At 68.4% G+C, this 23,674-nt stretch carries 17 protein-coding genes; 14 read left to right on the forward strand and 3 right to left on the reverse strand.

Going from position 1 to position 23,674, the window contains the following annotated elements:
- From OR37_RS11415 to OR37_RS11445, 7 genes are all read left to right on the forward strand, one after another.
- A partial coding sequence (locus OR37_RS11415) for a TonB-dependent siderophore receptor (RefSeq protein WP_004619841.1) occupies positions 1–2,132 on the forward strand: 2,132 nt, incomplete at its 5' end.
- Positions 2,133–2,148: 16 nt separating this feature from the next.
- Complete coding sequence (locus tag OR37_RS11420) at positions 2,149–3,936, forward strand: ABC transporter ATP-binding protein/permease (protein WP_004619843.1); 1,788 nt, start codon at positions 2,149–2,151, stop codon at positions 3,934–3,936.
- Positions 3,933–5,285 (forward strand): TldD/PmbA family protein, encoded by a 1,353-nt coding sequence (locus tag OR37_RS11425; protein WP_004619845.1) that lies wholly within the window; start codon positions 3,933–3,935, stop codon positions 5,283–5,285. Before OR37_RS11420 ends, OR37_RS11425 begins: the two co-directional genes overlap by 4 nt.
- Positions 5,282–6,736: a metallopeptidase TldD-related protein gene (locus OR37_RS11430; protein ID WP_004619846.1), complete on the forward strand. Its 1,455-nt coding sequence runs from the start codon at positions 5,282–5,284 to the stop codon at positions 6,734–6,736. Before OR37_RS11425 ends, OR37_RS11430 begins: the two co-directional genes overlap by 4 nt.
- A 31-nt stretch (positions 6,737–6,767) precedes the next feature.
- Positions 6,768–7,115, forward strand: a complete 348-nt coding sequence (locus tag OR37_RS11435) for a thioredoxin family protein (RefSeq protein ID WP_004619848.1) — start codon at positions 6,768–6,770, stop codon at positions 7,113–7,115.
- Complete coding sequence (locus tag OR37_RS11440; protein ID WP_004619850.1) at positions 7,112–7,723, forward strand: hypothetical protein; 612 nt, start codon at positions 7,112–7,114, stop codon at positions 7,721–7,723. Before OR37_RS11435 ends, OR37_RS11440 begins: the two co-directional genes overlap by 4 nt.
- A 138-nt stretch (positions 7,724–7,861) precedes the next feature.
- Positions 7,862–9,889 carry a M3 family metallopeptidase gene (locus OR37_RS11445; protein WP_004619852.1) on the forward strand — a complete coding sequence of 676 codons (2,028 nt, stop codon included), beginning with the start codon at positions 7,862–7,864 and terminating at the stop codon, positions 9,887–9,889.
- A 27-nt stretch (positions 9,890–9,916) separates the two neighbouring features.
- On the opposite strand, the gene OR37_RS21825 is transcribed toward OR37_RS11445, so the two are convergent.
- Both OR37_RS21825 and OR37_RS11455 read right to left on the reverse strand, forming a co-directional pair.
- Positions 9,917–11,191 carry a DUF5690 family protein gene (locus OR37_RS21825; RefSeq protein ID WP_004619853.1) on the reverse strand — a complete coding sequence of 425 codons (1,275 nt, stop codon included), beginning with the start codon at positions 11,189–11,191 and terminating at the stop codon, positions 9,917–9,919.
- Between the two features lie 137 nt (positions 11,192–11,328).
- Positions 11,329–11,871 (reverse strand): HD domain-containing protein, encoded by a 543-nt coding sequence (locus OR37_RS11455; RefSeq protein WP_004619855.1) that lies wholly within the window; start codon positions 11,869–11,871, stop codon positions 11,329–11,331.
- Positions 11,872–12,162: 291 nt separating this feature from the next.
- Here OR37_RS11455 and OR37_RS11460 point away from each other — a divergent pair, with 291 nt between their 5' ends.
- Together OR37_RS11460 and OR37_RS11465 are read left to right on the forward strand one after the other, a co-directional pair.
- Entirely contained in the window at positions 12,163–14,484 is a 2,322-nt protein-coding gene (locus OR37_RS11460; RefSeq protein WP_004619856.1) for a TonB-dependent receptor, read from the forward strand.
- Positions 14,485–14,557: 73 nt separating this feature from the next.
- The gene (locus OR37_RS11465) at positions 14,558–15,691 is read left to right on the forward strand and encodes an SGNH/GDSL hydrolase family protein (RefSeq protein ID WP_004619857.1); all 1,134 of its coding nucleotides are present in this window, start codon (positions 14,558–14,560) and stop codon (positions 15,689–15,691) included.
- Here OR37_RS11465 and OR37_RS11470 read toward each other — a convergent pair.
- Complete coding sequence (locus OR37_RS11470) at positions 15,680–16,645, reverse strand: LysR substrate-binding domain-containing protein (RefSeq protein ID WP_004619862.1); 966 nt, start codon at positions 16,643–16,645, stop codon at positions 15,680–15,682. The two genes, OR37_RS11465 and OR37_RS11470, sit on opposite strands and share 12 nt — an antisense overlap.
- Positions 16,646–16,832: 187 nt before the next feature.
- Here OR37_RS11470 and OR37_RS11475 point away from each other — a divergent pair, with 187 nt between their 5' ends.
- From OR37_RS11475 to OR37_RS11495, 5 genes are all read left to right on the forward strand, one after another.
- Entirely contained in the window at positions 16,833–18,182 is a 1,350-nt protein-coding gene (locus tag OR37_RS11475; protein ID WP_004619863.1) for an alkaline phosphatase family protein, read from the forward strand.
- Positions 18,183–18,384: 202 nt separating this feature from the next.
- A complete protein-coding gene (locus tag OR37_RS11480; protein WP_004619866.1) occupies positions 18,385–19,539 on the forward strand; it encodes a glycoside hydrolase family 68 protein in 1,155 nt (384 codons plus the stop codon).
- Positions 19,540–19,855: 316 nt separating this feature from the next.
- The gene (locus tag OR37_RS11485; protein ID WP_291843816.1) at positions 19,856–20,842 is read left to right on the forward strand and encodes a LacI family DNA-binding transcriptional regulator; all 987 of its coding nucleotides are present in this window, start codon (positions 19,856–19,858) and stop codon (positions 20,840–20,842) included.
- 412 nt (positions 20,843–21,254) lie between these two features.
- Positions 21,255–22,253 carry an alpha/beta hydrolase gene (locus OR37_RS11490; RefSeq protein WP_004619872.1) on the forward strand — a complete coding sequence of 333 codons (999 nt, stop codon included), beginning with the start codon at positions 21,255–21,257 and terminating at the stop codon, positions 22,251–22,253.
- Positions 22,254–22,333: 80 nt separating this feature from the next.
- Complete coding sequence (locus tag OR37_RS11495) at positions 22,334–23,662, forward strand: MFS transporter (protein WP_004619874.1); 1,329 nt, start codon at positions 22,334–22,336, stop codon at positions 23,660–23,662.
- The last annotated feature ends 12 nt before the right edge of the window (positions 23,663–23,674 follow it).

Below are 23,674 nucleotides of genomic sequence, written 5' to 3' on the forward strand. Positions count from 1 at the left end.
AGCCGGAGGCCGCGCCGGCCTCCCGCGCCGCCCGCGAGGCCGCGCGCCGCGCCGCCAAGGCGAAAAAGGCCAAGGCCCAGGCCGACACCGCGGTTCGCGAGGACAAGGACGGCGTCCTCAGCGAGATCGTCGTCGTGGCCCAGCGCGACGAGGCCGAGACCAGCGTCCTGGTGCGCGGCGAGACGGGCTCGACCCGCACCGGCGAGTCCCTGCGCGACCAGGCGCGTAACGCCCAGGTCATCTCGTCCAAACTGCTCGCCGAGCAGCAGGCCCAGAGCCTGCCCGACGCGCTGCGCAACGCCGGCGGCGTGACGGTCAACACCGCCACGGTCCAAAGCGGCGTCACCTATACGGTGCGAGGCTTCTCGTCGGGCGGCGCGGTCAATGGGATGCCGACCTCGTCAAGCAGCAACTTCGCCGCCGGCAGCACCCAGCCCATCGCCAATATCGAGCGGTTGGAGGTGCTGAAGGGGCCCGACGCGATCCTGCTGGGCGGCGACAGCCTGGGCGGCACGGTCAATATCGTGACCAAGAAGCCCAGCGCCGAAAAGCGCCTGTACGTGTCGGGCGAGGCCGGTTCGTTCGGCGCGGCGCGCGTCACGTTCGACGCCAACGGGGCCGTGTCGGACGACAAGCGGTTCACCGCTCGCCTCATCGCCACCGCGGCCGGCGCCGACCACAACGCCGGCGGTTATCGCGGAAACCAGGACGATCTGCTCGCGCCGTCGCTGCGCTTCAAGAACGCCCAGACCGACGTCATCGCCAGCGTCACCCTGGGGCGGCAGGTGTTCGGCATGACGCCCTACACCATCTTCAACGCCGCGACGAACCAGCCCTATCCGACCGATCGCGACCATCCGCTGGTCGGCGACAAGGATCAGTTCTCGCGGATCTCGGCCGTGACCTACGACCTGCAGGCCAAGCAGCAGGTCGCGCCCTGGCTGCTGCTGTCGGGACACTATCAGCATCAGGACACGTCGCTGCTGCTGCGCCAATACTCGCCGTTTGTATTGCTGGCGCCGAATGGGCTGCTGCTCCTGTCGCGCAGCGGCGTCAAGCAGCACAGCGTGAACAACGCGGTGGACGGCTATGCGCGGTTCACCGCGATCACCGGTCCCGTGGAGCACAAGGTGGTTCTGGGGGGGATGGCCAGCGACTACAATGTCGTCGCCGATGACGCGGTCTATTCCGACGGCCCCGGCATGTTCCCCTACAATTACATCACCAAGCAGGGGACGCTGTATCCGCTCGCCGGCCAATATCAGTTCGCGAACCGCGTCGTCGGCAAGCAGAACGCGTTCTACGGGCAATATCTGGCCAAGGTCTGGAAATTGGCCTTCATGGCCAGCGCCCGGAAGACCACCACGGACGCGACGGTCGATATCGCGGGTCGGCCGACCACGCACAACAAGTCGAACGGCGCGGTGACGCCCAGCTATGGGATCGTCGCCAACGTCACCGACAATCTGTCGGTCTACGGATCGCTGGCCTACGGGTTCATTCCCAGCTTTCAACTGGACCGCTTTCAGAACCGGCTGCCGGACAACCGCACGCGCAACCAGGAGGTTGGCCTGAAGCTCGACCTGTTCGGCAAGCGCGTTCTGGTCAACGCCTCCTGGTTCAGCCTGCGTCAGAGCAATCTGCGGATCAACGATCCGGTCGCGCCGCGCTATCAGATCGCGGTGCCGGGCCAGCTGGGCGAGGGCGTCGACCTCGGCGTCTCGGGCGAGCCGATCAAGGGCTGGCTGATCAGCGGCGGCTTCACCCGCACCGACTACAGCCTGCTCAGCCCCAGCGCCAAGAACGGCACCACCGTCGCCATGGCGCCGCGCGATCAGTACAACCTCTATAGCTCATACCGCCATCGTCTCGCCGACGGCGTGGTCGCCGGGTTCGGCGGCGGGGTCTACGGCCGGTCCAGCATCGCGGTCGACCGGTTCGGGGCCAATCACATCCCCTCGACCAATCAGGTGGATCTCAACGCCTTCCTGACGGTGCGCGACATCGATGTGAATTTCGGCGTCCACAACATTTTCAACCGCGTGAACTACGGCGTCACCCCCGCCACCAGTTACGTGCCCCTCGGCGAGCCGCGCACCTGGCGGCTGACCGTCGGCTACCGCTTCCGTTGATAAGGGCTTCCCGCTGATGCTGTCGCAGTCCGTTCAATCCGGTGAGCCCCCTCGCGAGGGGAAGCATGAGTCATCGCGGTCCTGGGGAAGGGGCGGGCGGCTGATCTTCAGGCTGCTGTGGGATTACTGGAGCTCCAAGGACTGGAAGTTCGCGTGGCTCGCGCTGTTGGCGCTCACCGTCTTCCAGTTCGCCGGGGCCTACCTGTTCGTCATGATGAACCGCTGGCAGCAGCGCTTCTTCGATGGCGTCGAGAACCGCGACATCACGGGGTTCAACACGCTGTTGCTGACCTTCGCCGGCATCCTCTCGATGCAGATGATCTTCGTCATCGTCGAGCCCTGGATTCGGCGCAGCGTCTGTCTGCGCTGGCGGATACACCTCACCGAGCGCTACGTGGATCGATGGATGGCGCGCCACCGCTACGCCGAGATCGAGCGGTTGCGGATGATCGACAACCCCGACCAACGGATCGCGGATGATATCAGGCTGATCACCGATCCGGAGCTGGGCTCGCTCTCGATCATGATGACCATGTTGAGCGCGGTCGTCTCGGCGTTCTCGTCGATCATGATCTTGCTGGAGACCGCCGGCCCGATCCAGTTCACCCTGCTGGGCCACGCGATATCGATCCCGGGCAGCACGGTCTGGTACGCGGTCGCCTATGTGCTGGTCAGCAGCGTGATCATGGTGCTGCTGGGCAAGCCCTACATCCGGGCGATGATGCGGTGGCAGCACCGCGAGGCCGACTTCCGCGCCGGCCTGGTTCATGTGCGCCGCAACGCGGCCCAGATCGGCCTGGCCAACGCGGTGCCCGCCGAACGGAACGCTCTGCATAAGGCGATTCACGAAGTCCGAGGCGGCGTCCGCGCGGTGATCCTGTCGCTGATCGGCCTGAACGGCGCCAACGGTCTTTACGAACGCCTGGGCTCGCTCATTCCGCTGTTCATCCTGGTGCCTCGCTACTTCGCGGGCGCGATCACCTTCGGTCAGGTCATGGGCGGCCGCGACGCCTTTTCGCAGCTGGTGCCGCACCTGGGCTTCTTCGTGCATCTGTATCCTCGGATGGCCACGCAGCTGTCCTATCTGAACCGCCTGCAGGCGCTGGACGACGCGATCGACAATCCCCGTGTGTCCGGCATCGTCGCCGTCGCCGGCGCGTCGCCGGGGGTGGCGCTTTCGACCTCGGGCCTGCTGCTGCGCCGACCGCACGGCGAGCCGCTGGCGGAGATCGGCGACTGGCGGGTGCGCGACGGCGAGCGCTGGGTGATCCGGGGTCCGTCGGGCGCGGGCAAGAGCACCCTGCTGCGCGCCCTGGGCGGCATGTGGCCCGATGGCGAGGGGCAGGTCGCGCTGGCCGATCGCGCCACGGCCATGTTCGTCCCGCAGCGCCTGTACCTGCCGATCGGCTCGCTGAAGGCCGGGATCTGCTTCCCCGATCCGCCGGAGGCCCATGACGACGCGGTGATCGCCAAGCTGCTGGAAGAGGTCAATCTCGGTCACCTGGCCGAAGACATGCATGTGTCGCGGGTCTGGCAGGACGAGCTTTCGCCGGGCGAGCAGCAGCGGATCGCGCTGACGCGCATCCTGCTGCAGCGGCCGACCCTGCTGATCCTGGACGAGGCGACCAGCGCGCTGGATCCGGCCAACACCAGCCGCTTCCACGACCTGATCGACGAGCGGTTGCCGGACGTAACGCTGATCAGCGTGGTCCATGACGAACGGCTGCACCGCTACCACACCCACGCGCTGGTGATCGCCGAGGGGCGCGCCGTCGTCCGGCCGATCGCGGAGGCCGCCCAGTGAGGCTGCTCGCCGCGCATCCGGCGGAGATGGAGGAGGTGGCCGCCTGCGCCGTCGCGATAGCGCGCGCCTTGGGCGCCGATCACGCCGTCGCCTCGGCCCGGGCCAGCGCCGGCGTGCGGGTGACCGCGCGGGAGGGCGCGACCGACACGGCGCTGCGCGATGCGCGGCAGGGCCTGACCCTGACCGTCTATCGCGGCGCCCGCGCCGGAACGGCCAGCACCGCGGCCCTGGACGCCGCCGCCGTGCGCCGCGCGGCCGAGGAAGCGTTCGCCTTGGCGGGACGGGTCTCGGAAGATCCCGAGGGCTTGCCGCCGGACCTCGACCAGATGGCCGCCGACACGCCTTCGCCGCTCCTGGACGCGCCCGCCGACCTCGATATAAGCGCTCTGCGGGCCATGGCCTTGCGCGGCGACGCCCTGATCCGCGCCGCCCGTCCGGGTCCCGGAATCGGCGTCGAGACCGTCGCGGCCGGCGCGTCGTCGAGCGAGGTGGCGACCGCCCTGGCGACCTCGACGGGGTTCCGCCGCGGCCAGCTGGCCACGGTCCACAACATCTGGGCGGTCGCCCTGGCCCGTGACGCCAGCGGCGCCGCCAATGATAGCGCCGAGAGCATCGACCGTCGCTTCGACGCGCTGGACTCCATCGAGACCCTGGCGGCCCGCGCGGCCGAAGGCGCCGCCGGTCGGCTCGGCGCCCGCGCCGTGGTCACCCATACCGGCCCGGTGATCTTCGAGGCCCGCGTGGCCACGGCCCTGGTCGGCGCCCTGGTCGCGGCGCTGTCGGGCGCGTCGCAAAATCGCGGCGCGACCTTCCTGCCCGGGGTTCTGGGCCAGGCGGCGGCGGCCGATCACCTGGACCTGACCGAGGACCCGTCCGAACCCTACGGCCTGGCCAGCGGCGCCTTCGACAGCGAAGGCGTGGCGGGGCGGCGCCGGGCGATCCTCAACGCGGGCGTCGTCGAAGGATACTTCCTGCGAACGCGTTCGGCGCGGCAGCTGGGCATGGTCTCGACGGGCAACGCCGACGGACCCTGGAACCTGCGCTTGTCCAGCCGCGCCCCCGGCGGCTCGCTGGACGCCCTGCGACGTCTGATGGGGCGGGGATTGGTCGTCACCCGGCTGATGGGCGGCGCGGCCGATCCGATCACCGGCAACTGGACCTACGCGGTGGCGGGAAGCTGGATCGAGAACGGCGAGACCGTTCACGCCGTCACCGACGTGACGGTGGGCGGCAATCTCAAGGACATGCTGCGAGCGATCGTCGCGGTCGGAGACGACACGCACCGCGCCGGCGCGATCAGAACCGGATCGATCCTGATCGACGGATTACGGATCGGAGGCCTGGGATGACGGCCGACGCCATGACCACCTTCGAGGCGGTTCGGGAACGGATCCTGACGCCGGCGGGGCTGGACCTTCCGGACCTGTCGCGCGCGCTGGGCGCCTCGGCGACGGCGGGATCGCGTTTGGCCGACCTGTTCTTCGAGTCCAAGCGCTCGCGGACCTTCCGCCTGGAGGACGGCCGCGTCGTCGGCGGATCGTTCCAGATCGACCAGGGCGTGGGCGCGCGATTGGCGCGGGGGGCTCAGGTCGCGTTCGCCCATTCGGCCGCGCTGAACCCGCCGGCCCTGGCGACCCTGGCCGAGGCCGTGCGCGCGCTCGACGGCGGCGAGGGCGGTCAGGTGAGCGTGTCGCCGGCGGCGCCGACGGGCGGCCACCAGCTTTACCCGGCCATCGACCTGGACGCGGCCGGCGACGCCGCGGCCTGGATCGCGATCCTCGATACGGTCGACCGGCGGGCTCGCGCCGCCGACCCGCGCATCGTCCGCGTCAACGCCTTCCTGAGGATCGTCGATCAGGCCATCCTGGTCGCCGATCTCGACGGCCGCGTCGCCGCCGACATGCGACCGACGGCCCAGCTGTTCGTCGATGTCGTCGCCGAGTCCGGCGGGCGCCGGGCCCGGGGCCAGGCCGGACTGGGCGGGCGCCATGGGGCGGCGGATCTGTCCGAGGACCGGCTGGCGGCGATGATCGCCAAGGCGGTCGGCATGGCGATCATCAATCTCGACGCCCGCCCCGCGCCGACGGGAACCATGCCGATCGTGCTGGGACCGGGCTATCCCGGCGTGCTGTTCCACGAGGCGGTCGGCCACGGGCTGGAAGGCGACCATCATCGCAAGAAGCTCTCGGCGTTCGACGGCAAGCTGGGCCAGCGGATCGCCGCGTCCGGCGTCACGGTCGTCGACGACGGCGCCGTGCCGGGCAGCATCGGCTCGCTGGGGGTCGATGACGAGGGCGCGCCGGGCCAGCGCACGACGCTGATCGAGGACGGCGTGCTGACGGGCCTGCTGCAGGACCGCTTGAACGCTGGCCTGATGAACATGCGGCCCACGGGCAATGGTCGCCGCCAATCCTACGCCCACCTGCCGATGCCTCGGATGACCAACACCTTCCTGGTGGGAGGGCGCGACGATCCGGTCGACATCGTCGCCTCGGTCAAGGACGGCCTCTACGCGACCGCCTTCGGCGGCGGGCAGGTCGACATCGTCACCGGTCGCTTCAACTTTTCGACCACCCAGGCCTGGATGATCGAGAACGGCCGCCTGACCGCGCCCGTGGACGGCGCCACGCTGATCGGCGTGGGCCACGAGGCGCTGAAGCACATCTCGATGGTCGGCGATGATCCGCGCCTCGACGAAGGCGTCGCCAGTTGCAGCAAGCAGGGCCAGCACCTCGATGTCGCCGTCGGCCAACCCACCATCCGCATCGACCAGATGATGGTCGGCGGCGCCGCTTCCTGATCCAGTCCAACGCGTAACGAAAGACAGAGCCATGGCTGAGAATATCACGGTAATCTCGGGGGAAAGCCTCGATCCGCTCGACGCCGTCACGGGCGAGCGCGCGCAGATGCTGGTGTTCAGCGCCACCTGGTGCGGGCCGTGCAAGGCCATGGCGCCGGCTGTCGAGGACATCGCTCGCGCCTATGCCGACAGCGTGGCGGTGGCCAAGATCGACATCGAGGCCTCGCCGGCTCTGGCCCAGCAATTCGAGGTGCGCGGCGTGCCGACGCTGATCGTGCGCCGCGGCGGTCAACAGGTCGCCCGTCACGTCGGCGGCCAGAGCCGCACCCGCCTGGCGATGATGCTGGACGAAGCCGTCGAGGGCGGCGCGTCCGCATGACGGAAGCTTCTCTCACGCCGGCCATGCGGACGTTGCGCGGGCAGCTGGGCGTCCCGCCGGTCGATCCCGCCTGGGCCCACGTCGCCGAGGACACCCGGCTGCTGGGCTGGATGCTGAACGCCTCGCGTCCTTGGCCCGAGGCGGCGGCTCCGGTCCTGGAAGGTCTTCTCGAAGCGCACCGCGACGGCGTCGAGGATCCGGCGTCGTGGCGGCGATCGCGCCGCGAGGCGGTGGCGTTGTCGGACAACGACGACCGCCTGCTGGTCCTGCTGGGAAAGGTGGCCGAAGCCGCCGCTTGGCCCTTGGCGGACGCCGGCGCCGGCCTGACCGAGGTGCTGACCGCCCTGTGCCACCTGAGGGCCTGGCGCGCCGCGCTGGCGACGGGATGGACTCAGGCCGACGACGCCGAGGCGATCAGCATCCTCACCCTGATCGGCGCCGGCGAGGGCGTCGACGCCGCGCCGGCGCGCGAACAGATCCCTGGCCTGTTCGCCGAGGCCCACCCCGCGCTCGAGAAACGCTTCGTGGCGCAGCTACGGGCGTCCAACGCGGCTTTCTCGGCCTGTCGCGCAGAGGTCGCCGCCTGGATCGCCGGGGCTGGCCGCTGAGATGGCTTGGAGTCGGTTAGCTGTTTTAAATGCCTCATAAATCAGAAATTTAGAGCCTTTCTGAACGCTTCGGATGGTTCATCCGGCGAAAAGGCTCGCGGACTCGGCGGTTTCCGCGCGCCGGTGAAGGAATTTGTCATGACGACCGAAGCGCTCCGTGATCCGACCCGGCCGCCGCCGTTCGACACCTTGACCCCCGACCTGATCCTGCCGGCGCTGGACCGCGCGATCGCCGAGCAGGACGCGGTGGTCGCCCGGCTGGCCGCCGAGCGACCCACGACGTTCGAGGCGGCCTGGATGCCGCTCGAGCGCGCCGCGCTGGGGCTCGACGCCGTGTGGCTGACGGTGTCGCACCTGCATCGCGTCGCCGACACGCCAGCCTTGCGGGAAGCCTATGCCGAAGGGACCAAGCGACTGGTCGAGGCCGGAACGCGCCTTCGCCAGAACCGCGATGTCCACGACGTGCTGGTCGCTCTGTCGGCGACGCCCGCCTTCGCCGCGCGTCCGGACGCCGACCGGGTGGCCGTGGAGCGCGCGATCCGGGACTTCAAGCTGTCCGGCGTCGCGCTCGAACCGGCCGCGCGCGCCCGCTTCGCCGAGATCTCGGTCGAGCTGTCGCGGCTGTCGAACGACTTCGCCAGCGCGGTGCTCGACGCGACCGACGCCTGGTCCGAGCACGTCACCGACCCGGCGCTTCTGGCGGGCGTGTCGCGAGCCGATCTCGCCATGTTCGCCGACGCGGCCAAGGCCAAGGGCCTGGAGGGTTGGCTGGTTACGCTGCAAGCGCCCAGCGTCGGCGCGATCATGACCTTCGCCGAGAACCGCGACCTGCGGGCGCGGGTCTATCGCGCCTTCGGCACGCGCGCCTCGGACCAAGGGCCGCAGGCGGGGCTGTTCGACAATAGCGATCGCATCTCGCGCATCCTGACGCTTCGGCGCGAGCTGGCCGCCCTTCTCGGCTACGGCGACCCCGTCGCCTGGTCGCTCGCCACCAAGATGGCGGAAAGCGCCGAGCAGGTGCTGGGCTTCCTGCGGGACCTGGCCGCGCGCGCCCGTCCGATCGCCGAACGGGAGCTCGCCGATCTGAAAGCCTTCGCCGCGTCCGAGCTCGGCCTCGACGACCTCCAGCCGTGGGACATCGGCTTCGTCGCCGAGCGTCTTCGCGCCGCGCGCTACGCGGTCGATGAAGAGACCGTGCGGGCCCATTTCCCGGTCGAGCGGGTGCTCGCGGGCTGGCGCGCCTTGCTGGAGCGGCTCTTCGGGTTGCGTCTTCAAGCCCGGGATGATGTCGCGCTCTGGCATCGCGACGCGCGCTATTTCGACGTCGCCGACGAGACAGGCGACGTGTTCGCCGGCCTCTATGTCGACTTGCACGCTCGCCCGGGCAAGCGGGGCGGCGCGTGGATGTCCGAAGCGCGACCCAGGCTTCGCGAAGGCGACACGACCAGCCCGCCGGTCGCCTATCTGGCCTGCAACTTCGCGCCGCGCGGGGAGGCGGCGCCGTCGCTGCTCTCGCACGCCGACGTCATCACCCTGCTGCACGAGACCGGGCATAGCCTGCACCACCTGTTCACGCGGGTCGAGCGGCCCAGCATCGCCGGCGTCAACGGCTTCGAATGGGACGCCGTCGAGCTGCCGAGCCAGCTGATGGAGGACTTCGCCTGGAATCCGACCGTGCTGGTCAGCATGTCGGGGCACTACCAGACCGACGAACCGCTTTCGGCCGAGATATTTGAAAAGCTGCTGGCGGCGCGGCGCTTCCAGTCGGGCATGGCGGTGCTGCGCCAGGTCGAATTCGCGCTGTTCGATCTGGAGGTTCACCTCGCCGAGGCGGGCGTGGATCCCATGGCGACGATCGAGGCGGTGCGCGACGCGGTCTCGGTCGTCCGTCCGCCCGCGTGGCATCGCTTCCCCCACGCCTTCACGCACATCTTCGCCGGCGGCTATGCGTCGGGCTATTACAGCTATCTGTGGGCCGAGGTCCTGGCGGCGGACGGCTTCCAGCGCTTCGTCGAGGCGGGCGTGATCGACCGCGCCACGGGCGAGGCCTTCCGCGAGGCGGTGCTGTCGCGCGGCGCCAGCCGGACGGCGGCCGAGAGCTTTCGCGCGTTCAGGGGGCGCGACGCGACGATCGACGCGCTGCTGATACGCCGAGGCCTTGCCTGAACAACGGCCTGAACTAAAGGCGACCCGTCAGACGAGGGCGGCGCCCGGGTCCCGGAAGCGGCTGTAAGAGATCAGAAGGCCGAACGCGCCGATCAGCAGGCCCGCATAGACCAGGGCGATGAAGAATGGCGGCCCGCTCATGTCCCGCCAGGCGAACGCCTTGGCCAGCAGGATGAGGACGCTGCCCAGATAGGCCCAGGTGTCGAACAGGTTCACGAGATAGCCGGTGTTTCCCCCCGAGCGCAGGGCGGCGACCAGCCGGTCGGCCAGAATGGAGGTGCAGGGCACGTAGCCGAGATAGATCCCCGCGCCCAGGCTGACCATCCAGGCGATCGGGCCGATCACCTTGAGCTGGAACAGGACCGTGGCGATCAGGGCCAGCGCGACGCCGCCCAGCATGGCCAGGTGGACGCGCCGAACGGCCAGGCGGTTGTCCTTGACCCGGGCCAGCACCGCGACCGTCGCCAGCACCAGCAGGGCGGCCGGAGCCTCCGACAGCGCCAGCACCTCGGGGGTCTTGGCGTAGCCCAAGGCGCGCCAGATCTCGACGGCGAAATTGTCCCGGAAATCGCGGACGGCTCCCAGCATCGTGAAGGCGCCGCCCAGCAGGAACAGTTCCAGCCGATGCCGGTGGAAAAAGGCCTGGCGATCGGCTTTGCGCATGGGCGCGCGAGGGGTCCTTTCCGCCTGGTCCTGGCCGTCGGGCGCTGGGGTCTGGGCCAGAAGAAGGATCGCGCCGGCGATGATCGGTAGGAAGAGCGCGCCGGCCAGGGCGGGCATCCAGGCCTCGGAGACCCCGCCCTTGACCAGCAGCCAGAGCCCGACGCTCTTCACCACGCCGGAGGACAGGATGAAGCTGGTGCACAGGCCCGCGCCCAGGATCTCGCTGGTGCGCCGCCCTTCGAGATAGCGCAAGACCAGTCCCCAGATCATGCCCAGGGGCAGGCCGTTCAGGAACATGGCCACCGGCTTGAAGGGCGTCGGCAGCACGGCGAACAGCACCAGGGAAAGCTCGCTCAGGCCGATCAGCCCCAGGATCAGCCACCCGCGGCCGCGATCGCCGGCCTCGGCGACGACCTTGATGCCCAGGGCCTTGGAGAGGGTGTAGCCCAACACCTGGCTCAGGATCAGGGTGGCCTTGAAGTCCAGGGCGAAGGGCCAGCCGACGACATGGTCGTAGGTCGCGGCGGTGAACGGCTTGCGAAACGCGTACATGCAGAAATAGGTCGCGAACGCGAACGACAGGGCCCAGGGGGCGACCAGGCCGGGACGCCGTCGCAGAAGGTTTCTCAGGCCGTCCATCGTTTTCCCCGCGCGCCGTCAGAAACTAGAGCGTGATAGCCGAAAGTGTGAGCGGTTTCGGCGGTTATCACGCTCTAAATGTTTGATTTAGAGCCTTATTTTTCCGCTCGAATGATTCCATTCGAGCGGATAAGGCTCTAGGCCGCCCGGGCGCAGGCGCGCAGGGCGTCGCGCCAGGTCTCCAGGCCCGGCACGACCTTGCCGAGCACCTTGGCGGCGTCATCGGCCTCGCGGAGCAGCAGGGCGTCGTCGCGATGAGGATCTTCGGCGAAGCGGGCGACTTCCTCGGCGGTCATGTCGCCGCCCTGGGCCTCGAAGCTGCGCACGCTGGTGGGCGACAGGCATTGGCGATAGTCCGGCTGGGTCGTGACCATGTACCGCTTGGCGGCGACATGCAGGGCGACGAGGGCGTTGACCCGATCGTTCATCAGGCCGCGCAGCGCGTCGGCGCCGAACTCGGCGTGGTCGCGAATGTGGCACAGACCGTGCGCCACATCGTGCAGCAGGCCGGCGACCTGCAGCTCGACATCGTCGGGCTTCATTGCCTTCAGCACGGCGGCGCACTGCAGGCCGTGGTCCAGTTCGCTCAGCTCGGGCGCCTCGCAGGGGCGGTTCGCCATCTCCTCCAGATAGGCGTCCAGCGCCTCGAGCGTGGGGAAATAGGGCTTGGTCTCCGTCATCGGACGCTCCTGGCTTCGGGCTGGTGAGGTCCTCTATCAATCATGTTTATGGATATCAATACCGGTATTATTACATAAGTCGATGATTGGGTGTTCCTGAACGCGAATGGCCAAGCGGCCGCGCGTCGCTGTCGCGGCGAATATAGGCGGTATCGGGACGGTTTTCGGGTGAAGCGCGCGTCCAGGCGCTGCGCCATCACATTAGTTTCATCGATTTTGACGTATATCATAATCAACAATATCGATCCAAAAGGCGACGCCGCGCGCGTCAGGCAAACCCTGGGGGCTTCCATGAACAGGTTCGGACCATCGCTCTTCGTCATCGCGGCCGCGCTCGCCGCGACCGCCAGCCCGGCGCGCGCCGAAGCGCCGGAGACCTCTCCGGCGGCGACGACCGCTTCGCGAAGCGTCGAGGAAATCGTCGTCACCGCCCAGCGGCGCGAGGAGAAGCTGCAGACCGTCCCGGTCTCGATCCTGGCGTTCACCACCAAGCGGATCGAGCAGCTGAACGCGGTCAGTCTCGACAATCTCGAGCGCGCCGCGCCGGGCGTCACCTTCGCCGTCAACCGGGCCAAGACCGTGGGCCAGATCGGCATGCGCGGCGTGGTCGACTACGCCAGCACGCCTGGCTACGACGCGCGCGTGGGCGCCTATCTGGACGGCGTCTATATCAAGCGGTCCTATGCCGATAACCAGACCTTGCTGGGCATGGAGCGGGTGGAATTCCTCCGGGGTCCCCAGGGCACGACGTTCGGCATGAACACCGACGCCGGGGCGATCAGCTTCACCACCCGCAAGCCCGACCTGAACGCCCTGGGCGGCGAGGCGGTCGCGGAGGCCGGAAGCTTCGGCCACCGCCGGTTCGGCGCGCGCGCGAACCTGCCGCTGATCAAGGAAAAGCTGGCCCTGGCCGTCACGCTGACCAACGAGACCTCGGACGGCTTCATCGACAACATCTATCTCAACCGCGCCTATGGCGGGGTCGATCGCAAGTCCGCGCGGGCCCAGCTGCGCTATCAGCCGAACGACAATGTCGATATCAATCTGCAGTATTCGGGCCTGTGGGACGACAACAAGTCGATCTGGACCATCGGCGTCTGGTCGCCGGCCCAATGGGCCAGCTTCCAGAAGCTCTATCCGAAGTTCAGCGGTCTGCCGCTGCCGGGCGCCCTGCAGATCGCCGACGGCAGCGACCAGGGCGAGACGGGGCGGTCGCAATTCTTCATCGGCACGGTCGACTGGCGTCTGGGCGACGGGCTCAAGCTGACCTCGATCAGCGCCTATCAGTCCGAGCGCTTCCAGCAGATTTCCGACGCCACCGACCTGCCGGCCTCGGGCCGGGTCTACGACCTCAACCAGACTTCGCGCCAATTCAGCCAGGAACTGCGCCTGGCCAGCGACTCGGCCCAGCCGCTCAGCTTCATCGCCGGCCTGTACTTCCAGGACGGCAAGAACGGCGCGAACACCCGCTATTATCTGGGTTCGGAATTCGCGGCCCTGACCTTCTGGAGCCGCGGCGTCGCCGAGGCCGTCATTCCCGCCGCCGTGTCGGTTTCGCCGCTGCGGCTTTACAACAACACCGTGATCCGCGCGCCCGCGACGGTGTCGGACCAGTCCTACGCGGCCTACGGCTCGCTGCTCTACCGGCCCGCGTCCAATGTCGAGATCGAGACGGGCGGGCGCTATTCGGTGATCCGCAAGACGCTGGAGCATTTCTCGGAAAACGATCCTCTGCGCGCCGATCCGACCAACGCGGCCAACCTGGCCTACGCCGCCTTCGGCCAGTTCCCCGACCAGACCGACAAGCAGACCTTCACGGCGTTCACGCCCAAGGTCTCGATCAGCTATCACCCCACCCGCGACACGACGCTGTTCGCCAGCGCGTCCAAGGGGTTCAAGGCGGGCGGCTGGAACACCGGCGTCGTCACCCAGGCGGTGTTCGACGCGGGGCTGCGGCTGGGCGACGAGTCCTCGGTCAATTACGAGATCGGGCTCAAGTCCGAATGGTTCGACCGCCGCCTGCGGTTCAACGTGACCGGCTTCCTGGAGGACTTCACCGGCTTCCAGGTGTCGCAGTGGACCCCCACCGTGACCGGATCGTCGGTCGCGCGCCTGGCCAACGCCGGCAAGGCCCGCTCGAAGGGCGTCGAGGCCGAGCTGGAGGCGATCCCGCTGCAAGGCCTGAGCCTGACCGCCAACTTCACCTATAACCGCGCCCGGTTCACCGAATTCGCGAACTGCAACGGCCTCAACACCAGCTGCACCGGCAACCGGCTGCCCTACGCGCCGGATTACAAGCTGTATCTGGCCGCGACCTATGAGCGGCCGATCACGGGGACGCTGAACGCCTTTGTCGGCGGCGGCTATTCCATGGAGACCTCGTCCTATTCCAACGTGGTCAATGTCGCGCGTGAATATATCCCCCGTCACAGCTCCATCGAGGCCAAGATCGGCGTGGCGGCCATGGACGAGCGCTGGTCGCTGACGGTGTTCGGCGCCAACCTCGCCGACCATCTGAACCAGGTCTATTCGCAGAGCGGCGCCTATGGCGACCAGATCCGGTTCTTCCGCGAACCGCGATCCTATGGCGCGACCTTCAAGCTGCGCTATTGATCGAAGGTCCGGTCACGGCGCGACGCCGTGGCCGGACGCCTTTGTCATAGCCCGCTTCCGGAGCCTTGAGACCGTGCGGAACCTGGATCCGACAGACGATCTCGTTCGCGGCGTCGTGAGCCGCGCGCGAACCTCTGAGGGCCTTCGTCTATCGCGGCTGCCGGCCGCCGCCGAGGGACGGGACCCCGATCCTCAGTTGGTGCTGACGGCGAGCATGGCGGCCGGGATGCGACTGCGGGTCGACAGCGACACCCGCGCGCTGGAGCTGGACGTCGAGGCGGCGGGCCTGCGCTATGTCGGGGGCGAACGTCGGACGGTGGCCTTCGACCTCTTCGTCGACGATCGCCTGTTCGAGCGCCGCGTCGTGTCCGAAGGGCCGACGCTGCTGGTCGATTTCGGGTCCTCGCCGCCGGGGGTGATCCAGGAGGCGGGACCGACGACCCGCCTTCGCTTCGAGGGCTTGCCGCCGGGGCCGAAGCGGCTGGAACTGTGGCTGCCCCAAAACGCCGCGATCACCCTGAAGGCCCTGCGGATCGACGCGGAGGCGACGGCCTCGCCGCCATCTCCCGGCCGGCGATCCTGGCTGCACTACGGCAGCTCGATCAGCCACGGCAAGGAGGCCGATGGCCCCAGCGACTGCTGGCCCGCCATCGTGGCGCGCGCGTTGGACCTGGATCTCACCTCGCTGGGCTACAGCGGCAACTGCCTGCTGGAGGGCTTCGTCGCCCAGGCCCTGGCGCGAAGCGACGCCGACATCCTGACGCTGGAAATCGGCGTCAACGTGGTCAGCAGCGACGCCATGCGCGAGCGCGCCTTCATTCCAGCGGTCCACACCTTTCTCGACATCATTCGCGACGCGCGCCCGGATGTTCCGATCCTGGTCATCTCGCCGCTCTACGCGGGCGTCCTCGAAAACCATCCCGGACCGGCGCGACGCGGCGCGCGGGGGATCGAGGCGGTGTCCCGTCCCGCCGGCTTGGCCGAGGGCGCGCTGACCGGGGCCTCGACCCGACACGTGCTCGAAGGTCTGGTCGAGCGGCGCCGGGCCGGGGGCGATCGGCGGCTGCATTATCGCGACGGCCGCGCGCTGCTCGGCGAAGCGGACGCCGGCCTGCTGGTCGACGGCCTTCATCCATCCGACATCGGACAAAAGCTGATCGGGCGTCGCGCCACGCCGATCGTCGATCGCCTGCTGTCAGGCGACTGAAGCGGCGGGGCGGTCGGCGCGGGCGCCTTGCGCGGCGGGCAAAAGCGACGGCGAGCCAGGTTGCTTGCGCTCGGTCAGGTCGACGAAGGCGCGCACGGCGGGCAGGTCGCTCAGCGTTTCCGGATAGATCAGATAGGTGCCCGCGACGATCCGCGGCTCGATCGGGATGAAGCTGACCCGGGAGTCGAAATTGGCTTCGGAGTTGAAGACGATCCCCGCGCCGACGCCGGCCGCGACCGCTTCGCGAACGCTTTCGCGGCCATGAAGGGTCAGGCGGATGTCGGGCGTCAGGTTCTTTTCGGCGCAGGCGCTCTCGAAGATCCGTCGCGTGATCGATCCTTGCTCCCGCATGACCAGGGGCAGGGCGGCGACGGTGTCGAGGTCTATCGCCGAGCGGCCCGCCAGCGCGTCGCCGGCCGGCAGCCAGGCGCACAGGTGGATGGCCTCGATCAGGCGGCAGTTGAAGTCGGTCACCGCCTGGGGCAGGCCGGCGACCGCGATGTCGATGCGGTTCTGCTCCAGCAGGCCCAGCAGATCGTCCGAATTGCCGGCGATGGTGTGGACGTCGACGCCCGGATGGGCGCGCATGAAGGCGCCGATCAGCGACATGGCGCAGCGGGGCGCGCTGATGCCGATCCGGATCTGTCCCAGCTCCAGCTGCTTGAACTGGTCGAGGCTGGCCTCCAGCTCGTTCACGCGGCTCAGGATGATCCGCACGCGCGTATAGACGTCCCGGCCGATCGAGGTCAGCTCGGGCTTGGGACGGCGGTGGAACAGCGTCGCGCCCAGCATGTCCTCCACGGCGGCGATCTGGAACGAGACCGTCGGCTGGGCGATCTCCAGCAGCTTGGCGGCGTTGGAAAAGCTGCCGGTCTCGGCGACGGTCACGAAGGTCCGCAGCACCTGCAGGCTCAGCGCCCCCAAGCCGCGCTTGCCGTCTTTCTTCTGTTCCATCCAAAACTCCGATACGCGCCCAGGTCCGCGGACCGCCCGAGCCGGGGGTTTCCATCGACGCGCGAGGCGCGATCATGCCGGGCGGCGCGTCCCGCGCCAACCCTCATTCCAATCAACATATATAATCATACGTGTGACATATATTAAGTTCATATATTGAGAGAGCTTCAAAACGAGGGGGAGTCCGATGCGTTCGCTGATGCGGTTCGCGGCCATGGTCGCCGCGCTGACGATGGCGTCCAACGCCATGGCCAAGGGCCATTCGCTGGTGGTGATCTCGATCGACGGGATGCGCCCCAGCGAGATCACCGACCCGAACGCCGGCGATCCGGACCTGCCCTATCTTCGCGGGTTTCTGAGCGGAGGCAGCTACGCGGACTCGGTTCGCAACGAAACCCCGACCCTGACCCTGCCCAACCATGTCTCGCTGGTCACCGGGGTCGCGCCCGAACAGCATGGCGTCATCGACAACATCGTGTTCGATCCCATCCATCCGGGCGCCAACCAATTCTATTGGTACGCGCAGGACATCCGGACCCCGACGCTGTGGACCCAGGTCCGGCAAGCCGGCGGCAAGGTCGCCAGCGTCAACTGGCCCGTCACGGTCGGGGCCGACATCGACTACAACATCCCCCTCTATTGGCGCGATCAGACCCCGGAGGACGTCAAGCTGATCCGGGCCATGTCGACGCCCGGCCTGGTCGACGAGTTGGAGAAGAAGACCGGCTTCAAGCTCGCCCAGGCGATCATGCACATGCCGGACTCCGATCGCGTGGCGGGCCGCTTCGCCGCCGAGATCCTGAAGTCGCGGCGTCCCCGACTTCTGTTGATCAACTTCTCGGCCTTCGACATGGCCCAGCACCTGTTCGGTCCGGGCAGCCCGCAGGCCAAGGCGGCCCTGCGCAATGTCGACCAGGTCGTCCGCGACTTGGCCGAGGCGGCCAAGGCGGCCGATCCCGACGCCGTGGTGGCGGTGGTGTCCGACCACGGCTTCGCGCCGCTGCACGACGACGTGAACCTGCTGAAGGCCTTCGCCGACGAGGGTCTGGCGCGGTTCAGCGCCGACAAGAGCCAGGTCGAGTCCTGGGACGCCCTGCCATGGGGCGGCGCGACGGCCGCGGTGTATCTGGCCCGGCCCGAGGATCCCGACCTGCGCGGCCGGGTTCGCGCGTTCCTCTCCACGCTGAAGACTGACGCGTCGTTCCATATCCGCCAGGTGGACGACCTCACCGAGACGCCGGCCTACGCGGCGGGCCACGCGCCCGCGTTCCGCGTCGGCTTCGAGATCGGTTTCGAGATGGGCCGCGACGCCAATGCGCCGCCGGTGTCGCCGAGCCGCTATCGGGGGATGCACGGCTATCCCGCCAGCTATCCGGAAATGCGCTCGTCGTTCTTCATCCAGGGCGCCGATATTCCCAAGGGGCGCGATCTCGGGGTCATCCGCATGGAGAGCATCGCCCCGACCCTGGCGGCCGTGATGGGCTTGCCGAGCACGGGTGAGAACCTCCTCAAGTCGGAGCGCGCGCCCGCCCGGTAAGGCGGGCGCGCCCGGCTCGGCGCTAGCCATTCTTTGCGTGTGGATCGAGGCCGTGCTTCGCGAATGGCGCTGGACCGGGCGACCTTCGACCAAGCCTCGGGATGCCGCGAACGCGGCGTTGGCAATCGTTTGCCTTTGCGGTCGCTTTCTTTTACACCGGCCAGGCTGGAGCCCGCCATCATCCAGCCGACCGGGAGAGCGCATGTCCAGTGTCATTCCTTTAGCGATCAGCGCCGAACGGGCCGTTCCAGATCGCTGGACGGCCGCCGACGTGGCGCGGATCGACCCTCTGGCCATGAGCACGGCGCCGTTGATCGGCGAGCGCGAAATCGTTCGCGTGAGCGCTGAATTGGACATCTGGGACGCCTGGCCCCTCCAGACCCAGGCGGGCGCGCCGATGGTGTTCGAGGACGGCGCGACGCTCTGGATGGCTCTGGCCGCGCCTCGCTTCGAGGATCCCGACGATCGGCACGGACACGCCCGAATTCATCTGTTTCGGCGCGACGCGGCGGGTTGGTCGCCCCTCGGCCCGGCGATGCCGGAAGGATTCTCGCCGGGGAGCCGGGAATGGTCGGGCTCGGCCGTCGTGGACGCGGACGGGCGGGCCCTGACCCTCTATTTCACGGCGACGGGCCGGCGCGGCGAGACCGCCCCGACGTTCGAGCAGCGGCTTTTCAGCGCCCGCGCCAGCCTCGAGACGTCCGGTGATCGGCCCAGGCTGTTCGACTGGAGGGACTTGCGCGAGGTCGTCGAGCGCGACGCGGCCCATTACATGGCTAGCGACGGCGGCGTGGGGGTCATCGGGACCATCAAGGCGTTCCGCGATCCCGCCTATTTCCATGACCCCCGCGATGGCGGCCATTACCTTTTCTTCGCCGGCTCGGCGGCGGGCGGGGCGGCTTTCAACGGTGTGATCGGCGCGGCCCTCTCCTCCTCGGGCAAGGCCGACGACTGGCGTCTGGCTCCGCCGCTGATCGATGCGACGGACGTCAACAACGAGCTCGAACGGCCGCATGTCGTCATGGCGGGGGGGCTCTATTACATGTTCTGGTCGACCCAGACCCACGTGTTCGCGCCGACTCTGCGCCATGCCCCGACGGGCCTTTATGGCATGGTGTCCGAACATCCGATGCAAGGCTGGCGGCCTCTGAACGGGACGGGGCTGGTCTTCGCCAATCCGCCCGCCGCCCCGCGTCAGGCCTATAGCTGGTTGGTGCTGCCGGACCTGTCGGTGATCAGCTTTATCGACGACTGGGGGCGTGGCCGCGAGGCGACCGGCGCGCGTCGCTTCGGAGCCACTTTCGCGCCCGCGCTGCGGCTGCGATTGGCTGGCGATCAGGCTGAACTGGACGTCTAGCGCCGGCCCGGTGCGTGGCGAGCGGGCCACGTTAGGGGCAATCGATTGCTAGGGCGATCTCGACGCTGTCTCGAAAAGGCTCTCGTCATTGTTCCGGCGCCGGCCAGCCGGAGGTGGTCCTCGACACCGCCCGCCCTCCAACGGATGTTGGAATCGACCTAGATCGACACTCCGAAGTTCTGGGGCGCTGGTCTTGACGAAGAGACCGCCTTGCCGTCCGCTGAACCACCCAACGTGTTTCATTGAGGTTGCCTTGCCCCCGAAGACTAGGCCCGGCTCGAAGACGGCCGGCGCTAGACCTCAGAATATCCAGGAGTTGGCCCGGATCGCTGGCGTATCGACCGCGACCGTGTCTCGCGCCCTGACGGGCGCCGGCCACCTGTCGGCGGCGACGCGCGAGCGCATTCAAAAGCTGGCCGCCGAGCTGCAGTTCAAGCCCAGCACGACGGCGCGCAATCTGCGGATCGGGCGGACCGGGGCGATCGGCGTGGTGGTGCCTCTCGGTCACGAGCGAACCCAGCATCTGTCCGACCCCTTCTTCATGACCCTGATCAGCCATGTGGCCGATCGGCTGGCCGACCAGGGCTACGACGCCCTGCTCAGCCGCGTCGTGCCCAGCGACGGCGACTGGCTGGACCGTATCGCCCAATCTGGCCGGGTCGACGGCATCATCGTCATTGGACAGTCCGATCAGGCGCGGGTGCTGGACCAGACCGCCAAGACCTACAGGCCGATGGTCGTCTGGGGCTCTCAGATCGCCGGTCACGCCTATCACACCGTCGGCAGCGACAACCGTCTGGGCGGACGCATGGCGACGGAACATCTGATCGCCCAGGGGTGCCGTAAGCTGGCCTTCTTCGGCGATCCCAACGCCCCCGAGGTCGAGGAACGGCTGCGGGGGTTCCGCGACGCGATCGAGGCCGCGGAGGGCGTGGCCGGGGCGCTGTTGCCCGTCCACTTCGTGCCGCAGATGGCTCTGACGACCATCTCGGACTATCTGGGGATCGCCGATGGCGTCGACGGCATTTTCGCCGCGTCGGACACCATCGCCATGATGACGATCCAGGCGCTGGCCGATCGCGGTCGCGCCGTGCCCGCCGACGTCAAGGTCGTCGGCTTCGACGACCTTGACGTCGCGCGTCATACCCTGCCGCCTCTGACGTCGGTCCGGCAGGATCTGGACAAGGGCGCCAAGGCCCTGGTCGATACGCTGCTGGCGCTTCTGCGCGACGAGGACGCGCCGTCGGTGCTTCTGACGCCGACGCTCGCCCCGCGGGCTTCGACGGGCGCGGGCGACCGTTAGGATCTATCGCTCAATCGGGCGCGACGTCGTGGTCTTGCGCGGCGAGATGACGGGATTGGTTGACGGGCAATCGATTGCCGTACACTGTGCCGGGGTCGCCGAAAGCTACGCCTAGAGCGCGTTATCCGCTTCGAATGGTTCCATTTGACGCGCGAGACTCTAGGGCCCAGGCGCAACGCCCGCCGTCCACGAGCGGGAGATGATACGCGGCGCCGCGGCGTTGGGGAGAAAAGGCGATGCAAGATCTTACGGCGGCCACCGTCGATGGGATGGAGAGCGGGCAGGGCGTCAACGTCGCCGTCCCAGGCTTCGTCTCGGCTTTCCTTCTCAAGAGCCGCCTGGCGATCCGCCGCCGCGCTGGCTGGACATGCGCCGACAAAGGGCTCCTGACTTGAAGAGCGCGAGCGACTCCATGAGCGCCAAGCACGGCCACTTCGCGTTGTCGCGACGCCTCGTCCTGGGCGCGGGTCTGGCCGTGGCGGGCGGCGGCCAGGCCCTGGCCGATCGCGAACCGTTGAAGCCGCCGCCGGCGCTGGGACCGCTGCCCGCGAGTTGGGCGCGCGCCGAGGCGATCGCCCTCTGGCCGGGCGCGGCGCCGAACGGTCCCTTCAAGGCCCAGCCCGTTCCCGCCGACTTTCCGCCGGGCTTCTTTCGCAACGTCGCCCAGCCGTCGCTGCACGTATTCCGGCCCGCCAAGAGCAACGGCAAGGCGGTGCTGATCGCGCCGGGCGGGGCCTATAGTTTCGTCGTCGGCACTCATGAGGGCGTGGCCGTCGCCGAGGCCCTCGCCACGCGGGGCTATACCGCCTTTGTCCTGATCTACCGGCTGCCGGGAGAAGGCTGGAGCGAGTTCTGGAACGTGCCGCTGCAGGACGCGCAGCGCGCCTTGCGGCTGGTTCGCGCCAACGCCAGGCGGTTCGGCTTCGAGCCTGGGCGGGTCGCCGCGCTCGGCTTTTCGGCCGGCGGGCACTTGATCGCCTCGCTGGCCACCGAACACGCCGAGACCCTGTACGCCCCGCGCGACGCGGCCGACGCGCTCAGCGCGCGACCCGCCGCGGTCGGTCTGATCTATCCGGTGATCACCTTGGCGCTGCCCTACGCCAATCCGCAGACGCGCCTTTCGCTGCTGGGACCCGCGCCCACGGAGGATCTGGTCGCGCGCCGCTCGCCCCAGCGCCATGTCTCGGCCGAGACGCCGCCGTGTTTCCTGGCGCACGCCTTGGACGACACGGCCGTCCCTCCGGAAAATAGTCTGATGATGCTCGAGGCCCTGCGTAAGGCCGGCGTCCGCGCGGAGGCGCATTTCCTGGAGGAGGGCGGACACGGATTTGGCCTGGGCTCGCCCAACGCGCCCGACGGCCGGTGGCTGGACCTGTTCGACTTGTGGCTCCAGCGCGCCGTCGCCGGCTGAAGCCCGTCCGCCACCCAGGCCGTGGACCCCACATCAAGACGATCGAGACGCCTTTGAACGCGTCCACGGAGGAAAGACGCATGGAAGACGCGCTGAAGCCCAGACTGCCCTGGCTTCGCATCGTGGAGATGAACCTTGGCTTTCTGGGCCTGCAGTTCAGCTTTGGCCTGCAGCAGTCCAACATGGCGCCGATCTATTCCTATCTCGGAGCCCACGAGGCCGCCATTCCGCTTCTGCAACTGGCCGGTCCGGTGACGGGCCTGCTGGTCCAGCCCATCATCGGCGCGATGAGCGACCGCACCGTCACGCGTTGGGGGCGGCGGACGCCCTATTTCGTGTTCGGGGCGGTGCTGTGCGCCGTCGGGCTGTTCTTCATGCCGCTGTCCCCGACCATTCTGGCGGCCGTCAGCCTGCTGTGGATCCTGGACGCGGGCAACAACATCACCATGGAGCCCTACCGGGCCTATGTCAGCGACCGGCTGTCCACGGAGCAGCGGCGTTTTGGCTTTCTTTCGCAGAGCGCCTTCACGGGCCTGGGCCAGATGCTGGCCTATCTGGCGCCGAGCTTCATGGTCAACATGCTGGGCTTCGACATCAACGCGGTGGACGCCCACCGCATCCCGGTGATCACCCGCGTGGCGTTCACGGTGGGCGCGGTGCTGTCGCTGACGACGATCCTGTGGTCGATCTTCCGCGTGCCCGAGCTGCCGCTGAGCGATGCGCAGAAGGACCGGCTCAAGGCCTTGCCCCTGACCGCGACCGCGACGCTGCGCGAGATCTGGGACGCGATCGTCACCATGCCGGCGACCATGCGCAAGCTGGCGCTGATGAGCCTGTTTCAGTGGTACGCCATGTTCGGCTACTGGAACTACGTCATCTACTCGATCAGCCGGTCGGTCTATGGCGAGGCCAATCCGCTGTCGGAGAGTTTCCGCAGGGCCGTGCTGGATAACGGCCAGGTCGGCGGCTTCTACAACGGCGTGGCCTTCGTCGCCGCCTTCGCCATGGCCCCGCTGACCCGGCGGTTCGGGGCCGCGGCCATGCACGCCTTTTGTCTGTTGACGGCCGGCCTGGGCATGTTCGCCATACCCCATGTCACTCAGAAGGTCTGGCTGTTCGCGCCGGCCATCGGGGTCGGGCTGGGCTGGGCCAGCATCATGGGCAATCCCTACATCATCCTGTCGGAGAGCATCCCGCCCGAACGCACCGGCGTCTACATGGGCATTTTCAACATGATGATCGTGACGCCGATGCTGTTGAACGCGGTCACCATGCCCCTCTATTTCGACAGCCTGCTGGCCGGCGATCCGCGTCGCGTGCTGATGCTGTGCGGGGCGCTGATGGGCGCGGCGGCGATGTGCGTGCTCTGGGCGGGGCGGTCGACCGGCGCGCGGCCGGCGGCGGCTTAGAGCGTGATAGCC

Origin of the sequence: Caulobacter vibrioides OR37 (assembly GCF_000372645.1) — a bacterium.
Classification (GTDB): domain Bacteria; phylum Pseudomonadota; class Alphaproteobacteria; order Caulobacterales; family Caulobacteraceae; genus Caulobacter; species Caulobacter vibrioides_E.

Bases quoted from the DNA above. Each gene is read 5' to 3' on its own strand.
- OR37_RS11470 (WP_004619862.1), bottom strand. From the start codon at position 16,645: ATGGAACAGAAGAAAGACGGCAAGCGCGGCTTGGGGGCGCTGAGCCTG.
- OR37_RS11440 (WP_004619850.1), top strand. From the start codon at position 7,112: ATGACGGAAGCTTCTCTCACGCCGGCCATGCGGACGTTGCGCGGGCAG.
- OR37_RS11445 (WP_004619852.1), top strand. From the start codon at position 7,862: ATGACGACCGAAGCGCTCCGTGATCCGACCCGGCCGCCGCCGTTCGAC.
- OR37_RS11475 (WP_004619863.1), top strand. From the start codon at position 16,833: ATGCGTTCGCTGATGCGGTTCGCGGCCATGGTCGCCGCGCTGACGATG.
- OR37_RS11435 (WP_004619848.1), top strand. From the start codon at position 6,768: ATGGCTGAGAATATCACGGTAATCTCGGGGGAAAGCCTCGATCCGCTC.
- OR37_RS11455 (WP_004619855.1), bottom strand. From the start codon at position 11,871: ATGACGGAGACCAAGCCCTATTTCCCCACGCTCGAGGCGCTGGACGCC.
- OR37_RS11420 (WP_004619843.1), top strand. From the start codon at position 2,149: ATGCTGTCGCAGTCCGTTCAATCCGGTGAGCCCCCTCGCGAGGGGAAG.
- OR37_RS11495 (WP_004619874.1), top strand. From the start codon at position 22,334: ATGGAAGACGCGCTGAAGCCCAGACTGCCCTGGCTTCGCATCGTGGAG.
- OR37_RS11460 (WP_004619856.1), top strand. From the start codon at position 12,163: ATGAACAGGTTCGGACCATCGCTCTTCGTCATCGCGGCCGCGCTCGCC.
- OR37_RS11430 (WP_004619846.1), top strand. From the start codon at position 5,282: ATGACGGCCGACGCCATGACCACCTTCGAGGCGGTTCGGGAACGGATC.
- OR37_RS11490 (WP_004619872.1), top strand. From the start codon at position 21,255: ATGAGCGCCAAGCACGGCCACTTCGCGTTGTCGCGACGCCTCGTCCTG.
- OR37_RS21825 (WP_004619853.1), bottom strand. From the start codon at position 11,191: ATGGACGGCCTGAGAAACCTTCTGCGACGGCGTCCCGGCCTGGTCGCC.
- OR37_RS11480 (WP_004619866.1), top strand. From the start codon at position 18,385: ATGTCCAGTGTCATTCCTTTAGCGATCAGCGCCGAACGGGCCGTTCCA.